This is a genomic window from Bacillus sp. 01N42_2 (assembly GCF_056399565.1).
On record NZ_JBFTRO010000003.1, the window covers coordinates 155,351 to 170,026 of the forward strand.

Annotated in this window: 14 protein-coding genes; 1 reads left to right on the forward strand and 13 read right to left on the reverse strand. The window is 46.4% G+C overall.

The annotated features are described in order from the left end of the window. Positions 1–120: 120 nt before the first annotated feature. Together AC1DN5_RS08305 and rpsU are read right to left on the reverse strand one after the other, a co-directional pair. Positions 121–567 carry a GatB/YqeY domain-containing protein gene (locus AC1DN5_RS08305; protein ID WP_007408278.1) on the reverse strand — a complete coding sequence of 149 codons (447 nt, stop codon included), beginning with the start codon at positions 565–567 and terminating at the stop codon, positions 121–123. A gap of 14 nt (positions 568–581) precedes the next feature. Continuing rightward, positions 582–755, reverse strand: coding sequence for a 30S ribosomal protein S21 (gene rpsU, locus AC1DN5_RS08310; protein WP_003152957.1), 174 nt, complete (start codon positions 753–755; stop codon positions 582–584). Positions 756–926: 171 nt separating this feature from the next. On the opposite strand from rpsU, the gene AC1DN5_RS08315 reads away from it, so the two are divergent. Further along, positions 927–1,853, forward strand: a complete 927-nt coding sequence (locus AC1DN5_RS08315; protein WP_049627044.1) for a Na/Pi symporter — start codon at positions 927–929, stop codon at positions 1,851–1,853. A 35-nt stretch (positions 1,854–1,888) separates the two neighbouring features. Here the strand turns inward: AC1DN5_RS08315 and mtaB are convergent, their stop codons facing one another. From mtaB to spoIIP, 11 genes are all read right to left on the reverse strand, one after another. After that, the gene (gene mtaB, locus AC1DN5_RS08320; protein ID WP_049627045.1) at positions 1,889–3,244 is read right to left on the reverse strand and encodes a tRNA (N(6)-L-threonylcarbamoyladenosine(37)-C(2))-methylthiotransferase MtaB; all 1,356 of its coding nucleotides are present in this window, start codon (positions 3,242–3,244) and stop codon (positions 1,889–1,891) included. Then, positions 3,244–4,014, reverse strand: coding sequence for a 16S rRNA (uracil(1498)-N(3))-methyltransferase (locus AC1DN5_RS08325; protein ID WP_016938908.1), 771 nt, complete (start codon positions 4,012–4,014; stop codon positions 3,244–3,246). Before AC1DN5_RS08325 ends, mtaB begins: the two co-directional genes overlap by 1 nt. Before the next feature lie 22 nt (positions 4,015–4,036). Further along, positions 4,037–4,972: a 50S ribosomal protein L11 methyltransferase gene (gene prmA / locus AC1DN5_RS08330; RefSeq protein WP_045926748.1), complete on the reverse strand. Its 936-nt coding sequence runs from the start codon at positions 4,970–4,972 to the stop codon at positions 4,037–4,039. Between the two features lie 23 nt (positions 4,973–4,995). Further along, positions 4,996–6,123, reverse strand: a complete 1,128-nt coding sequence (dnaJ, locus tag AC1DN5_RS08335) for a molecular chaperone DnaJ (protein WP_016938906.1) — start codon at positions 6,121–6,123, stop codon at positions 4,996–4,998. A gap of 179 nt (positions 6,124–6,302) precedes the next feature. Then, complete coding sequence (dnaK, locus tag AC1DN5_RS08340; protein ID WP_016938905.1) at positions 6,303–8,141, reverse strand: molecular chaperone DnaK; 1,839 nt, start codon at positions 8,139–8,141, stop codon at positions 6,303–6,305. A gap of 24 nt (positions 8,142–8,165) precedes the next feature. Further along, a complete protein-coding gene (gene grpE / locus AC1DN5_RS08345; protein WP_016938904.1) occupies positions 8,166–8,741 on the reverse strand; it encodes a nucleotide exchange factor GrpE in 576 nt (191 codons plus the stop codon). 59 nt (positions 8,742–8,800) lie between these two features. Further along, a complete protein-coding gene (gene hrcA / locus AC1DN5_RS08350) occupies positions 8,801–9,832 on the reverse strand; it encodes a heat-inducible transcriptional repressor HrcA (protein WP_016938903.1) in 1,032 nt (343 codons plus the stop codon). 80 nt (positions 9,833–9,912) lie between these two features. Beyond that, positions 9,913–11,052, reverse strand: coding sequence for a radical SAM family heme chaperone HemW (gene hemW, locus AC1DN5_RS08355; protein WP_029575368.1), 1,140 nt, complete (start codon positions 11,050–11,052; stop codon positions 9,913–9,915). Between the two features lie 58 nt (positions 11,053–11,110). Then, positions 11,111–12,946 (reverse strand): translation elongation factor 4, encoded by a 1,836-nt coding sequence (gene lepA, locus AC1DN5_RS08360; protein WP_016938901.1) that lies wholly within the window; start codon positions 12,944–12,946, stop codon positions 11,111–11,113. Positions 12,947–13,077: 131 nt separating this feature from the next. After that, positions 13,078–13,416: a YqxA family protein gene (locus AC1DN5_RS08365; RefSeq protein ID WP_003152882.1), complete on the reverse strand. Its 339-nt coding sequence runs from the start codon at positions 13,414–13,416 to the stop codon at positions 13,078–13,080. Positions 13,417–13,432: 16 nt separating this feature from the next. Then, a complete protein-coding gene (gene spoIIP, locus AC1DN5_RS08370; protein WP_049627047.1) occupies positions 13,433–14,626 on the reverse strand; it encodes a stage II sporulation protein P in 1,194 nt (397 codons plus the stop codon). Positions 14,627–14,676: the final 50 nt, after the last annotated feature.

The following is a 14,676-nucleotide window of genomic DNA, read 5'->3' on the forward strand; positions in this document are numbered from 1 at the left end:
CAGATATACCCTCCTTCCCGTTTCATTCTTCTTTATATACGTAACAAATGTACTTTAGTTTCATTTTTTTATGTATAAAAAAAGACATCTCTCGAGGAAAGATGTCTTTTTCTTCGTCAATTAAGATAATTGACTGCTGACAAGCCTGTTAATCACGCTGCCGTCAGCTTTACCTTTTACTTTAGGCATAATAGCACTCATCACTTTGCCCATGTCCGCTTTCGAGCTCGCACCGACTTCAGCGATGGTTTCATTTACGATTGTCTGCAGCTCTTCTTCAGAAAGCTGCTTCGGTAAATAAACTTCTAAAATGTCCAGCTCTTTTTGAACTTTATCTACTAAATCTAAACGATTAGCGTTTGAAAATTCATGGAGGGAGTCTTTACGTTGCTTAAGTTCACGAGATAGGACAGTAAGTTCCTCATCCTCGGTCAAACTGTCTTTCTTAAGCTTAATTGCTTCGTTTTGAAGTGAAGCTTTCACCATTCGAACGACAGTCAGTTTGTCTTTCTCACGGCTTTTCATATACAGCTTCATATCTTGGTTAAGTCGCTCAAGAAGACTCATAAATCCACCCTCTTTTAGAATTTGCGTTTTCTAGCAGCTTCTGACTTTTTCTTGCGCTTTACGCTAGGTTTTTCATAAAATTCGCGCTTTCTTGCTTCTTGCAAAGTACCTGTCTTTGATACACTGCGTTTGAAGCGACGAAGAGCATCTTCAAGCGATTCGTTTTTTCTAACGACCGTTTTTGACATTCTCTTTCCCTCCCTCCGAATACACCAATCGACTACCTTTAAAAAGATACACATATAAACATGTACTTTGACATTATAATATAAGCCATGAGTCAGGTCAACTAAGTGAGTTCACTTTTCCGTCATGAATAACGCGGCTTGTCTATATAATGATGGAAAGGGGTGTTTCGTTTGCTGATACTGATTCTCTTTACCGCACTTATCCTGGTTTTTTTACTCGGAATGAGCCTGCTCAGACAGGGGCTGATCGCTTTAACGTATTCAAAAATTGAGAAGAGCCTCCTCTTGTTTACCGACCACCCTTTGAAAGCTTTTCTCATCAGCATTGTATTCACGGGTTTTCTTCAGAGCAGCTCAGCTTTTATGGTTATTGTGATCGGCTTTGTCAGTGCAGGCGCTTTACCTTTTAAACGGACCATTCCGATGATTCTCGGCACGAATGTCGGCTCCACATTTACGACGGAGTTTTTGGCCATAAAGATGGATGTGCTCATCTGGGTGCTTTTGATCGGCGGCCTTGTGTTTATTCTTATCCGGAAATATCCGTTCAGGCAGATCGGCGTAAGCTTTCTCGGTCTCGGCATCATCTTTTTTTGCATCACGTGCTTCAGCCGTCTTGCCGTTCCGCTGACAGAAATGAAGGCGGGAGCGGGAGTTTTGCGCCATGTAAATGATTCAAGCTGGTCCGCTCTTTTGATTGGCATGATATTGACGGCCATCATTCATTCAAGCTCCGTCTGCATCGGCATTTTAATGAGCTTTATGAACGAAGGGATGATCGGCATTGAACAGGCGGTCAGCGTCGTTCTCGGATCTAATATCGGGACATGCGTCACGGCCGTCATGGCTGCTGTTTCAGGGGGTTATGCCGCGAGACAGACCGCCGGCGCTCACGTTGTCTTTAATATTCTCGGCGTACTTCTTGTCTTTCCCTTCCTGTCCGCAGCAGCAGGTTTTACAGAGCGGCTGTCTGACGATCCCGCGCAAATGATCGCGCATTTCAGCCTTTTGTTTAATGTTGTCACCGCGTTATTATTTCTGCCGTTCACGCATTTATTTTATCGGCTGATTGACAGGCTGATCCCTCCGAAACCGTAAAAAACCGATGCGTGAAAGCATCGGTTTTTTATCTGTTACGAAGACATGCGAATGTTCTGAGTCATTTCTTCTTCAACAACGCGGACGAATTGTCCTTCATTGTACGGATAGCCCGCTTTTTGAATTTTGACTTTGACAAGTTTGCCGATTAAATCTTCCGTGCCTTTGAAGACGACTTTCATGTAGTTGTCTGTATAGCCAACGAACATGCCGTCTTCATCAGACTCTTTAAACGTCTCTTCCGGAATGATTTCCAGAACCTCTCCTTCATAATCGGAGGCGTATTCTTTGGCAAGCTGGTCAGACAGAGCAATCAGCTTGTGCACCCGTTCATTTTTCACATTCTCGTCAACCTGGTCTTCCATTCTGGCCGCAGGCGTTCCGGTGCGTTTGCTGTAAGGGAACACATGAAGCTCAGAAAATTTATGTTCTTTAATGAACCGATATGTTTCCATAAATTCTTCTTCCGTTTCACCCGGGAAACCGACGATAACATCAGATGTGACAGCAAGACCCGGCAGCGCTTCTTTCAGCTTATTTAACCGGTCCGCGAAAAATTCCATCGTATATTTGCGTCTCATCCGTTTCAGAACGGTGTTTGATCCTGACTGAATCGGGATGTGAAGGTGGCGGACAATTTTATCAGACGCATCCAGCACTTCAATCACTTCATCAGTGATTTGGCTTGCTTCAATAGATGAAATTCTGATCCTTTTCAGTCCCTCTACACGTGTATCCAATTCACGGAGAAGCTTGGCGAAATTATAATCTTTCATATCTTCGCCGTAGCCGCCCGTATGAATCCCCGTCAGAACGATTTCTTTATAACCGGCATCCACCAGCTGCTGCGCCTGTTTAATGACTTCTTCAGGATCGCGGGAACGAAGCAGGCCGCGCGCCCAAGGGATGATGCAGAACGTACAGAAGTTGTTGCAGCCTTCTTGGATTTTCAATGACGCTCTTGTCCGGTCAGTAAAAGCGGGAACATCCAGCTCTTCAAACACACGTGCTTTCATAATGTTGCCGACGCCGTTGATCGGCTGGCGCTCTTCTCTGTACTGCTCAATGTAACCGAGCATTTTTTCGCGATCCTGCGTGCCGACGACGATGTCAACGCCCGGGATGGCCATAATTTCTGCCGGAGATGTTTGCGCATAGCACCCTGTTACGCAGATGACGCCTTCAGGATTTTGGCGGATCGCCCGTCTGATGACTTGACGGCTTTTTTTATCTCCCGTGTTTGTTACCGTACATGTATTAATGACATATACATCTGCTGTCTGCTCGAATTCTTTTCGTTCATAACCCGCATCTTTAAACAGCTGCCAGATTGCTTCTGTTTCATAATGATTGACCTTGCAGCCAAGGGTATGAAAAGCAACAGTTGCCATTACTGATCACCTCTTAATAACTCTGTATGATAGGAAACTGCGCTTAACGCGTAAAGCGGCGCAGTTTCAGTCCGTAAAATTCTTGGTCCGAGGCCGCATAAGACGGCGCCTTTTTCTGAAAGCTGCTGAACTTCAGACTCAGTCAGACCGCCTTCAGGGCCGAATACGATGAGAAGAGACGAACCTTTCGGAAGGCTTTTGAGCTCCGCAGCGAAAGCGCCCGTTTCTCCCTGTTTTGATGACTCCTCGTATGCAACGACACATTTATCGACATTCTCCGCCATTTCAAGCAGCTGCCGGAACGTATGAACGGTTTTCACTTCGGGAATTTCATTGCGGTACGATTGCTCCGCCGCCTCCTTCGCGATTTTCGCCCATCTTTCCCGCTTCTTCTTTGCCTTTTTGTCGTCAAGCTTAACGACGGATCTGGCGCCTTGAAAGGGGATGAACATACTTGCCCCGAGCTCGGTCCCTTTTTGAATAATCCATTCAAGCTTATCGCCTTTCGGAAGGCCGCTGGCGATCCTGATTTTTAACGGCAGCTCACGGTTTTCACCCGTCCATTCAGCAATGCTGCATGATATATGATCTTTAGAAACCTCTTTGAGCAGGCATAACGCTTCATGGCCGTCTTTCGAACAGCAGATTATCCGGTCTCCTGCACTCATTCTCATGACGTTTGCAATGTGGTGGACGTCTTCTCCCGTAATTTGAAAATCGGGGGTTTCGTCCATCTCCTGCTTCGTGAGCTCGATAAAATATCGTTGCATACGCTGTGACACCTACTAACTGTTATTTTTTCGCGATGATGCTGACCCAATCTTCCATAGACAGAATTTCTGTAATGGTAAAACCGGCTTTTTCCAACGCTTCTTTTACTTCCTGTTTTTTCTGGCCGATAATGCCTGAAGTAATAAAGTGGCCCCCGTCTTTTAGCAGGTCGTACGCCTGCGATGTAAAGCGGAGAATCACTTCCGCCAAAATATTCGCGACAATGACATCGTGTTCGCCTGTGATGCCGTCTAACAAATTGTTCTGTTTCACTTCGGCCGTATCGCTTACTTTGTTCAATTTCACATTCAGACGCGCGCTTTCGACAGCGACCGGGTCAAGATCATACGCATGAACCGATTCAGCCTCAAGCATGGCGGCTGCAATGCTCAAAATTCCTGAACCGGTGCCGACATCAATGACACGGTCGCCTTTTTGAACGATACGCTCAAGCGCCTGAATGCACAGAACGGTTGTCGGATGCGTTCCCGTACCGAATGCCATGCCCGGGTCCATTTCGATAATCAGTTCATCGGTATTCACGGGTGTGTACGTTTCCCATGTGGGTACGATCGTGAATTTTTCAGAAATTTTGACCGGATGATAATACTTTTTCCAAGCTGTCGCCCATTCCTCTTCATTAACTTCAGAAATGGTGATTGTGTTTCTGCCTAAATCAATGTCGTACAAAAGCAGATTATTAATCGTCTCTTTAATGCCGTCGACCGTTTCGCCGAGGAAACTGTTAATCGGCAGATACGCTTTGACAATGACACCCTCATCGGGGTAATCATTGGGGTCGAGCTGGTAGATTTCCCCGTAAACATTCTCACGCTCTTTCATTAAATCAAGCGGATCTTCGATGACAACCCCGCTCGCACCAGCTTCATGCAAAATATTTGAGATGGGTTCAACCGCTTCATGTGTTGTGTGAATGCTGATTTCGGACCATTTCAAAACTACCAACTCCTATCCAATCATTACTCGCCTTTAAATGCGCGTTTTACTTTGTCAAAGAAACTCATTTCTTGTTCATCCGGCAGGTTGCCGCTGACTTCAGCGAACTCACGAATGATGTCTTTTTGTTTATCTGTCAGATTCGTCGGCGTAACGACGCGGACGACAATGTGCTGGTCGCCTTGTCCGTAGCCGCGGACATTCTGCACGCCTTTGCCTCTTAATCTGAATTTTGTGCCGGTTTGTGTGCCGGCAGGAATTTTTAATTTCACTTTTCCGTGAAGCGTCGGCACTTCAACTTCGTCTCCGAGTGCCGCTTGGGCAAACGTTAACGGCATTTCACAGTAAATATCATCTCCGTCACGCTCAAAGAACTCGTGGGCGCGCACATGGAATACGACAAACAGATCTCCCGGAGGGCCTCCGTTTACACCTGGTTCACCTTGACCCGGAACGCGGAGCTGCTGTCCGTCGTCCACACCGGCAGGGATCGTAACGTTGATTTTTTTCCGTTTTTTCACTTTGCCCGTGCCGCCGCAGTCAGAGCACTTGTTTTTGATGATTTTTCCTGTTCCTTCACAGTGGTGGCAGACTCTTCGGTTAACCACTTTGCCAAACGGCGTGTTCTGTTCGACATTCAGCTGGCCTGAACCGCCGCAGTGCGAGCATGTTTCCGGCTTTGTCCCCGGCTTCGCGCCTGAGCCTTTGCATGTTTCACAATTCTCTTCGCGAGGAATTTCAATGATCGTCTCTTTTCCGAAAGCCGCATCTTCAAATGACAGTGTCATTGTATACTGCAGATCCGCGCCCTGCCGCGGCGCGTTCGGATCACGGCGTCTCGTGCCGCCGCCGAAGATGCTTGAGAAGATGTCATCGAAACCGAAGCCGCCGAAGTCTCCTCCGCCGCCGAAACCGCCGCCAAAGCCCTGATTAGGATCAGTATGGCCGAATTGATCATATTGAGCCCGTTTTTGGTCATCTGAGAGCGCTTCGTATGCTTCTTTTACCTCTTTGAATTTTTCATCTGCTCCGGATTCTTTATTGATATCAGGATGATATTTTTTTGAAAGCTTCCGATAGGCTTTTTTGATTTCATCCTTTGAAGCGCTCTTACTTACTCCAAGCACTTCATAGTAATCACGCTTACTCATCTCGCTTCACTCTCCCGAATTTCTCACATAAATTAGATTGTATCATTTTGAATTATGTTTTTTCAATTCCTTTTATCCCGGGCAAGAAAAAAAGTCAAAGCCAAGAGATGCCTGACTTTGACTTTCTGTCTGTTGAATCAGAATATGCTGTGTGTTCTTCCGCGTTCTGCGGAAAGAACTTATTTTTTCGCTTCGTCGTCTTTTACTTCTTCGTATTCCGCATCGACAACGTTATCGTCCGCTTTTTTGCCTTCAGCGTTTGCCGCGCCTTCAGCCTGCTGCGCTTTTGCCGCTTCTTCATAAAGCTTCATGGAAAGCTCTTGAACGATTGTTTGAAGCTCATCTTTTTTCGCTTTGATCTCTTCAATTTCGTTTTTCTCAATAGCTGCTTTCAGCGCGTCTTTCGCGTCGTTTGCTTTTTTCACTTGCTCTTCATCCACTTTGCCTTCCAGGTCTTTTAATGTTTTTTCCGTTTGGAACACAAGCTGGTCAGCTTCGTTGCGGACTTCGATTTCTTCTTTTTTCTTCGCATCAGCGTCAGCGTTTTCTTCCGCTTCTTTCACCATGCGTTCGATTTCGTCATCAGAAAGACCTGAAGAAGATTTGATTGTAATGTTTTGTTCTTTGCCTGTGCCTAAGTCTTTCGCTCTTACGTTTACGATACCGTTTTTGTCAATATCGAAAGAAACTTCGATTTGCGGTACGCCGCGCGGTGCAGGCGGGATATCAGTAAGCTGGAAGCGGCCGAGTGTTTTGTTGTCCGCAGACATTGGGCGCTCACCTTGAAGCACGTGAATGTCAACGGCTGTTTGGTTATCAGCAGCAGTTGAGAACACTTGTGATTTGCTTGTCGGAATTGTCGTATTGCGATCGATCAGTTTCGTGAATACGCCGCCCATTGTTTCAATACCGAGTGACAGCGGTGTAACGTCAAGAAGGACAACGTCTTTTACGTCTCCTGTGATGACGCCGCCTTGAATTGCAGCACCAAGCGCTACAACTTCATCAGGGTTTACGCCTTTATGCGCTTCTTTGCCTGTTTCTTTTTTGATTGCTTCCTGTACGGCAGGAATACGTGTAGATCCGCCGACAAGGATAACTTTGTCGATTTCGCTTGCAGAAAGATCCGCATCTTGAAGAGCCTGACGGACAGGAGCCATTGTGCGCTCAACGAGATGAGCGGAAAGCTCTTCGAATTTAGCGCGGGTCAGTGTCAGCTCAAGGTGAAGAGGACCTGCGTCTCCCGCTGTGATAAATGGTAAAGAAATTTGCGTAGATGATACGCCGGAAAGATCTTTTTTCGCTTTCTCAGCCGCATCTTTCAAACGCTGAAGCGCCATTTTGTCTTTTGACAGATCAATGCCGTTTTCTTTTTTGAATTCTGCTACGAGATGGTCGATGATGACTTGGTCAAAGTCGTCCCCGCCAAGACGGTTGTCACCGGCAGTTGAACGGACTTCAAACACGCCGTCGCCAAGTTCAAGCACAGATACGTCAAACGTACCGCCGCCAAGGTCGTAAACAAGAATTGTTTGGTCTTCGTCCGTTTTATCAAGTCCGTATGCAAGCGCTGCTGCAGTCGGCTCGTTGATAATACGCTCTACTTCAAGACCGGCAATTTTACCGGCATCTTTTGTCGCTTGGCGTTCTGCATCGTTGAAGTATGCAGGAACCGTGATAACAGCTTTAGAAACTGTTTCGCCAAGGTAGCTTTCAGCGTATGCTTTCAGATGCTGAAGGATAATGGCTGACACTTCTTGAGGCGTGTAGTCTTTTCCTTCGATTTCTACTTTATAGTCAGTACCCATATGGCGTTTAATAGACATGATTGTGTTAGGATTTGTGATAGATTGGCGTTTTGCCACTTCCCCTACTTGGCGCTCGCCGTTTTTAAATGCAACGACTGACGGAGTAGTACGGTTACCCTCAGCGTTGGCGATAACTGTCGGCTCGCCGCCTTCAAGCACTGCCACACATGAGTTTGTCGTACCCAAGTCAATTCCGATTACTTTACTCACTTTGAATTACCTCCTGCTATGTAGTTATTGATTCACTTTAACCATTGAAGGACGGATGACGCGGTCCTTCAGTTTGTAGCCTTTTTGCAGTTCTTCGATAACAATATTGCTGCCGAAGTTTTCATCTTCCACCTGCATGACGGCTTGGTGAAGGTTCGGATCAAATTCCTGACCGACAGCTTCGATGGCTTCAACGCCTTCTCTTTCAAGAGCGTCCATCAGCTGGCGGCGGACCATTTCCATACCTTGCAGCAAGCTTTTTGTCTGCTCGCTTTCAGCTTCTACCTGTAAGGCCCGTTCAAAGTTGTCGAGAGCCGGAAGGATTTCCGTTACGACGTTTTGAGAACGGTATTTCTGAGCAGCTTCCATTTCAAGGCGGCTGCGTCGTTTATAGTTTTCAAAGTCTGCTTGAACACGCAAAAGCTTATTTTCTTTTTCATCAAGCAAACCCTGCAATTCATCAATTTGGTGCTGAAGGGCTTCTTCCTGACCTGCCGTTTCTTCATGCTGTTCTTGTGAAGCGGCTTGTTCTGCCTGTTCTGTCGTTTCTTCTTGTTCTGCTGCTTCAACCTGTTCTGCGGTTTGTTTTTCTTCTGACATTGTGTTCACCTCCCTCAAATGCTGTAAAAAGATGACTGAAAATGATTGCCAAAATTCCCTTATTCATCATACAAACTTGTGAATGCTTTTGACAAGTCCGAAGTCACATGCTGCAGCAGGCTGACGACTCTTGAATAATTCATGCGCGTCGGCCCGATAATGGCGATTGATCCGATCTGCTTCGTGTCAACCGTATAGGTGGCCGTGATCAGGCTGCAGTTTTCCATTTCTTCGTAGTCGTTTTCTTTTCCGATTTTAATTGAAATCCCGGCTTTTGACGACTGAAACAGCTTCAGAACATCCTGCTCTTTTTCAATTAAGGATAAGAGCGAGCGGACCCGTTCAATATCATGGAACTCCGGCTGATTCAGCATATTGATTTTTCCGCCGAAAAATAATTTCTCCACATGGCCCGCCGGATGGAATGTGGAGCGGAGCGATTCGAGAATGCTGTCATAGTTGGCGATATGCTGCCTTAAATATGTGACAACCTCTTTAAAAATACGCTCATTCAGTTCGTCCATCGGAACGCCCGCTAATCGGTCGTTCAATATATTGACCAGTTTTTCAATATCGGCCAAATCCACTTTAGCCGGGAAATTGATCGTGCGGTTCTCGACATGCCCCGTATTCGTAACGAGGATGGCGACCGCCTTATCCGGCTGGATCGGAACGATTTGAATCTGCTTAAGATAATTCTCGCTCAGCGTCGGCCCGAGAACAATCGATGTGTAGTTTGTCAGTTCGGACAGGATCTGCGCTGATTTTTGGACTGTTTTTTCAAGCTCGAAGATTTTTTCTTTAAATATCGAGTGAATTAAATCCAGATCAGTTTTTGTCAGCTTGACAGGTGACAGCAAATGATCGACATAATACCTGTACCCTTTTTCCGACGGAATCCGTCCTGAGGATGAATGGGTTTTTTCAATAAAGCCCAATTCCTCCAAGTCAGCCATCTCGTTTCTGATCGTTGCAGAGCTGAATGTAATCTCGTCTTTTTTTGAAAGAGTTCTTGATCCTACAGGCTGCGCTGATTGTATAAAATCATTAATAATCACTTGCAGGATCAACAGCTGACGATTTGTTAACATCATCATCACCCCTGTTAGCACTCAAGGTCAGCGAGTGCTAATTCTATATCAAAAGTAACAAACGAAAAGAAAAATGTCAATTATAACTCACCCAAAAAAGCGCCAAAAACCTCATTTCCTAATAATTTGCCTTCATGCGTTAATGCTACCGATTTTTCCGAGTCACAGATCAGGCCTTTTTCAGTTAAATCTTTGAGAATATCAGGAAACAGTTCGTCGACTGAACGTCCGAATTTATCCAAGAAAGCTTTTTTTTGCACGCCTGACATTTTTCTGAGACCGAGGAACATTTCTTCCTCAATCTGCTCTTCACGTGTCACCTCGTGCGTGTCCCGGTAAGGCAGCCCTTTTTCTTCGATGAGCTGAATGTAATGTTTCACGGGACCGGCGTTGACGGTGCGGGTGCCGCTGATATATCCGTGAGCCCCTGCGCCAAAACCGAAATACTCTTCATTGCTCCAATAGGTCAGATTATGCTGCGACTCGTACCCGGGCTTTGCAAAGTTGCTGATTTCGTATTGACGGATGCCCGCTTCACTCATCTGCCTCATGACCGTTTCATACATCTCAGCCTCTTGTTCTTGCGCCGGGAGATGCAGACGGCCTTTTTGCATTAAATTATAAAACACCGTTTTCGGCTCGACGATCAGCGAGTAAACGGAATAGTGCTCCGCATCCAGCGACAAAGCCGTTTTAACAGAATTGTCAAGGTCAGCCAGCGTCTGTCCCGGCAGGCCGAACATTAAATCGAGACTGATGTTGTCAAAACCGAGCGCCCTCGCCCGTTCAAAGGAGCTGAACACGTCCTTTTGTTTATGCACCCTGCCGATTTTCTGCAAAAGCGCGTCTTCGAAAGTTTGAACACCGAAGCTCAGCCGATTGACACCGGCATTTTTCAGGATTTTTAATTTTTCCGAGGACAAGTCATCCGGATTCGCTTCCGCGGCAAATTCAATGAGTCCGTCAGAAGGCTTCAGCACGCGGTGAATGGAATCCATCAGTTTTTCAAGCTGGGCGGGTGAGAGCGATGTCGGCGTGCCTCCCCCGATAAAAATTGTGCGAAGATCAGGGCGGCCCGTACGTTCTATCGTATTTATCATTTCCTTTTCGAGTGAGTTTAAGTACTCATCGACAGGCTGGCTCTGAATAAAATATTTATTGAAATCGCAATAGTGGCAGATATGCTCACAAAACGGAATATGAATATAAGCTGATTTCATTTGAAACACCTTCTTCTTTACAGAAAGAAGCCGCAGTGCGGGACTGCGGCGGCTTCCGTTATTTTTTCGGGCTGTCATCCATTTTAAGGACGGCCATAAACGCTTCCTGCGGCACTTCGACTGAGCCGACCTGCTTCATCCGGCGTTTTCCTTCTTTTTGTTTTTCAAGAAGCTTCCGTTTCCGCGAGATGTCTCCGCCGTAACATTTTGCAAGAACGTTTTTCCTCATGGCTTTAATGGTTGAGCGCGCCACGATTTTCTGTCCGATCGCCGCCTGCACCGGCACTTCGAATTGCTGGCGCGGGATCAGCTCTTTTAATTTTTCGACGATGACTTTTCCGCGCTCGTATGCGTAATCGCGGTGGACGATAAATGACAGCGCATCAATTTTTTCTGCATTCAGCATAATGTCCATTTTGACGAGTTTAGACGGCTTGTAGCCGATCAGCTCGTAATCGAAAGAGGCGTACCCTTTCGTACTGGACTTCAGCTGATCAAAAAATTCATAAACAATTTCCGCAAGAGGCATCTCGTATACAATGCTGACCCGGTTGGCGTCTAAGTACTGCATATCAATAAAGTTGCCCCGTTTCCCCTGACAAAGCTCCATAACCGCTCCGACATAATCGTTCGGAACCATCATCGTCGCTTTGACATAAGGCTCTTCCACCCGTTCTATTTTTTGCGGGTCAGGCATGTTTGACGGGTTATCGACGACGATCTTTTCACCGTCCGTCATATATACGTCATAAATAACGCTCGGCGCGGTCGTAATGAGATCAATTTTAAATTCCCGTTCAATCCGTTCTTGAATGATCTCCATGTGAAGCATTCCTAAAAAGCCGCAGCGGAAGCCGAAGCCGAGAGCTTGTGACGTCTCCGCCTCGTATTGAAGGGAGGAGTCATTCAATTCAAGTTTTTCCAGAGCCTCGCGCAAGTCATTATATTTGGCTGTGTCAATCGGATAAAGTCCGCAATAGACCATCGGATTGAGTTTGCGGTAGCCCGGAAGCGCTTCTGCCGCAGGTTTAACCGCGCTTGTAATCGTATCACCGACTCGGGTGTCGCCGACATTTTTAATTGCGGCTGTCAAATAGCCTACATCACCGACTGTCAATTCGTCAGCCGGCTGTGCTTTCGGCGTGAAGACGCCGACTTCGATGACTTCAAACTCTTTTCCGGTCGCCATCATTTTAATTTTCTGGCCAGGTTTTACCGTTCCTTCTACGACTCTGATATACGCGACGACTCCGCGGTACGCGTCATAAAGGGAGTCAAAGATGAGCGCTTTCAGCGGAGCTTCCGGATCTCCTGAGGGAGCAGGCACTTTTTCTACGATCTGCTCTAAAATGTCTTCGATGCCGATACCCGCTTTCGCTGAAGCGAGGACGGCGTCTGAAGCGTCAAGGCCGATAACGTCCTCAACTTCTTGACGCACACGTTCCGGCTCTGCGCTCGGGAGATCGATTTTATTAATGACAGGAAGAATCTCAAGGTCATTATCAAGCGCCAGATAGACGTTCGCCAATGTCTGCGCTTCAATTCCCTGGGCCGCATCAACAACGAGAATCGCGCCTTCACAAGCAGCCAGGCTTCGTGATACTTCATATGTAAAGTCGACGTGTCCGGGCGTGTCGATGAGATGGAATATATATTCTTCTCCGTCTTTTGCTTTGTATTTCAGCTGAACGGAATTTAATTTGATGGTAATTCCCCGTTCGCGTTCAAGGTCCATTGAATCAAGCAATTGTTCTTTCATTTCCCGCTGGGTGATCGCCGATGTTTTTTCTAAAATCCGATCCGCCAAGGTCGATTTGCCGTGGTCTATATGGGCGATGATCGAGAAATTCCGGATTCTTGACTGCCTCTCTAAACGCTTTTCTTTATCTGTCACAATCTATCACTCCTACTATTAAACGCAAAATACACTAGCTTAGATTATATCAATAGGATTGTAAACATTCAATTAAAACAAGAAAGAGAAAAGCTTCCTATTTGGAATCGTCCGCTTTTCTCCTTAAAATGCTATCGGTTCAGTTTCGAAACCCACTCGTACATCGCCTGAGCCGAGTCCGTCACGGTATTTGAAAGGGTTTCCCCGGCTTTTGAAAACAGGTTGAAGGTTTCCGCCTGTTCCAGCTGTTTTTGTTTTTCTTCCAGATCTTTCGCCGTAACGGTTTGGCCCAAAATGGATGCCTCTTTTTCCTGCCCCTCTCCGCCGCCAAGCGTGAATGCACCTTTTAAGGAGGGGTCTTTGTATCCTTTCATATCAAGCATCCCGCTGTTTGCCTGCTGCATGCCGAACAAAACGCCGACAAACATGACGATGGCGATCAGCAGGCATTTGCCGGTAAATCGGATCATTTGCATCACCTGATTTCTATTGTTTTTTCTTCTCTCCTGATTGCGAGCTGACTTTTTCAGCATCCCAGTACAGTTCGCTGAATACATCGGCTACGGCTTCGGATGCGCGTCTCAGTTCTTCAAGGTTGTTATCCACGCCTCCGAATTCCAGCAGAAGCGACCGGTCGTTTAAATCCTGGTTGTATACTCCATTATCTCCCGGAGAGCCTTTTGATAAAACACCGACGCTTAAGCCGGGGTATTTTTTCTCCATGAGCTTATGAAGTTCACTTGCGAGCTTATAGTTTTCTTCAAAATTGGCGCTTTTTTTGCCGACGACGATGGCGACTCTGGCATAGCTTTTTCCTTTAATATCAGCTGTCGTATTTTTCTTGCGGCGGGAATCCCGGTGAATATCTATGGTATATTGCAGATTTTTATTTTTGGCGAGCGCGCTTTTTACAACCGGTCTTGATTCGTCATAGCTTCGCGCATAATTTAAACCGTCTTTGTTCAGGCGGCCCTGAATGTCGGTTTTATCTACATCCGCTCCTACGCCTTGCGCTTCCAGCGCTTTTCCGAACATATCTCCGACAAGCGTGACATTGGCCTTCGAATGGCGGGCGTTATCCGGATTTGTTTCCCCTTTTAACAGAGGGAGATAGGATTCGGTATTGTGAGTGTGATAAATAAAGACGACTTTTTTGCTGCCGGTCGAATGCTTCGGCGGCGCCGTTTCTTCTTTTTTCGTTTTGTTTTCGATTTCTGCAAGATTCACTTCTTTTTCTTTTTCCATCACCTTTGACGGCGGCGGAGATTCAGCCGGCATATTCGTATAATCCGTCCCCTGCCCCGCCAACAGGATCTCCGTATCGTATTGGGCGAATCCCGGCAGCTCGCGTCCCAAGAAGCTCCGCGGGTCTTCCAGATTAATGCTTGTCGCCAGTTTTAAGGAAAGCCGTGACAGCTGAAATGAGTCTTTTTCAGGAAGCTCTGATGCGAAATAATGATTTTCCATGCCAAGGAGGTGTGCAAACGCGTCACCCGGAAGCTCTCCGGCAATTCCGTGAAGAGAATCGGAAGAAAGCCTCAGTTCAGGGCGAAGCGATGTGAGCACACCGGATAATACGAAAATAACGATAAGGCTTGTCATAAACAAAAACATGCCCTTGAGCGCATTTCCACCGTTTACTGCAATGACAATTTGACGGTTTCTGCGTTTTTTTCTCATGATTTGAATCCCTCCAGCGCTTGTCTAGTAATTACTCTATGAACAAGCTA

Coding starts and splice junctions, on each gene's coding strand:
- AC1DN5_RS08305 (WP_007408278.1), bottom strand. CDS start 567: ATGAGTCTTCTTGAGCGACTTAACCAAGATATGAAGCTGTATATGAAA.
- rpsU (WP_003152957.1), bottom strand. CDS start 755: ATGTCAAAAACGGTCGTTAGAAAAAACGAATCGCTTGAAGATGCTCTT.
- mtaB (WP_049627045.1), bottom strand. CDS start 3,244: ATGGCAACTGTTGCTTTTCATACCCTTGGCTGCAAGGTCAATCATTAT.
- AC1DN5_RS08325 (WP_016938908.1), bottom strand. CDS start 4,014: ATGCAACGATATTTTATCGAGCTCACGAAGCAGGAGATGGACGAAACC.
- dnaJ (WP_016938906.1), bottom strand. CDS start 6,123: ATGAGTAAGCGTGATTACTATGAAGTGCTTGGAGTAAGTAAGAGCGCT.
- grpE (WP_016938904.1), bottom strand. CDS start 8,741: ATGTCAGAAGAAAAACAAACCGCAGAACAGGTTGAAGCAGCAGAACAA.
- hrcA (WP_016938903.1), bottom strand. CDS start 9,832: ATGTTAACAAATCGTCAGCTGTTGATCCTGCAAGTGATTATTAATGAT.
- hemW (WP_029575368.1), bottom strand. CDS start 11,052: ATGAAATCAGCTTATATTCATATTCCGTTTTGTGAGCATATCTGCCAC.
- AC1DN5_RS08365 (WP_003152882.1), bottom strand. CDS start 13,416: ATGATCCGATTTACCGGCAAATGCCTGCTGATCGCCATCGTCATGTTT.
- spoIIP (WP_049627047.1), bottom strand. CDS start 14,626: ATGAGAAAAAAACGCAGAAACCGTCAAATTGTCATTGCAGTAAACGGT.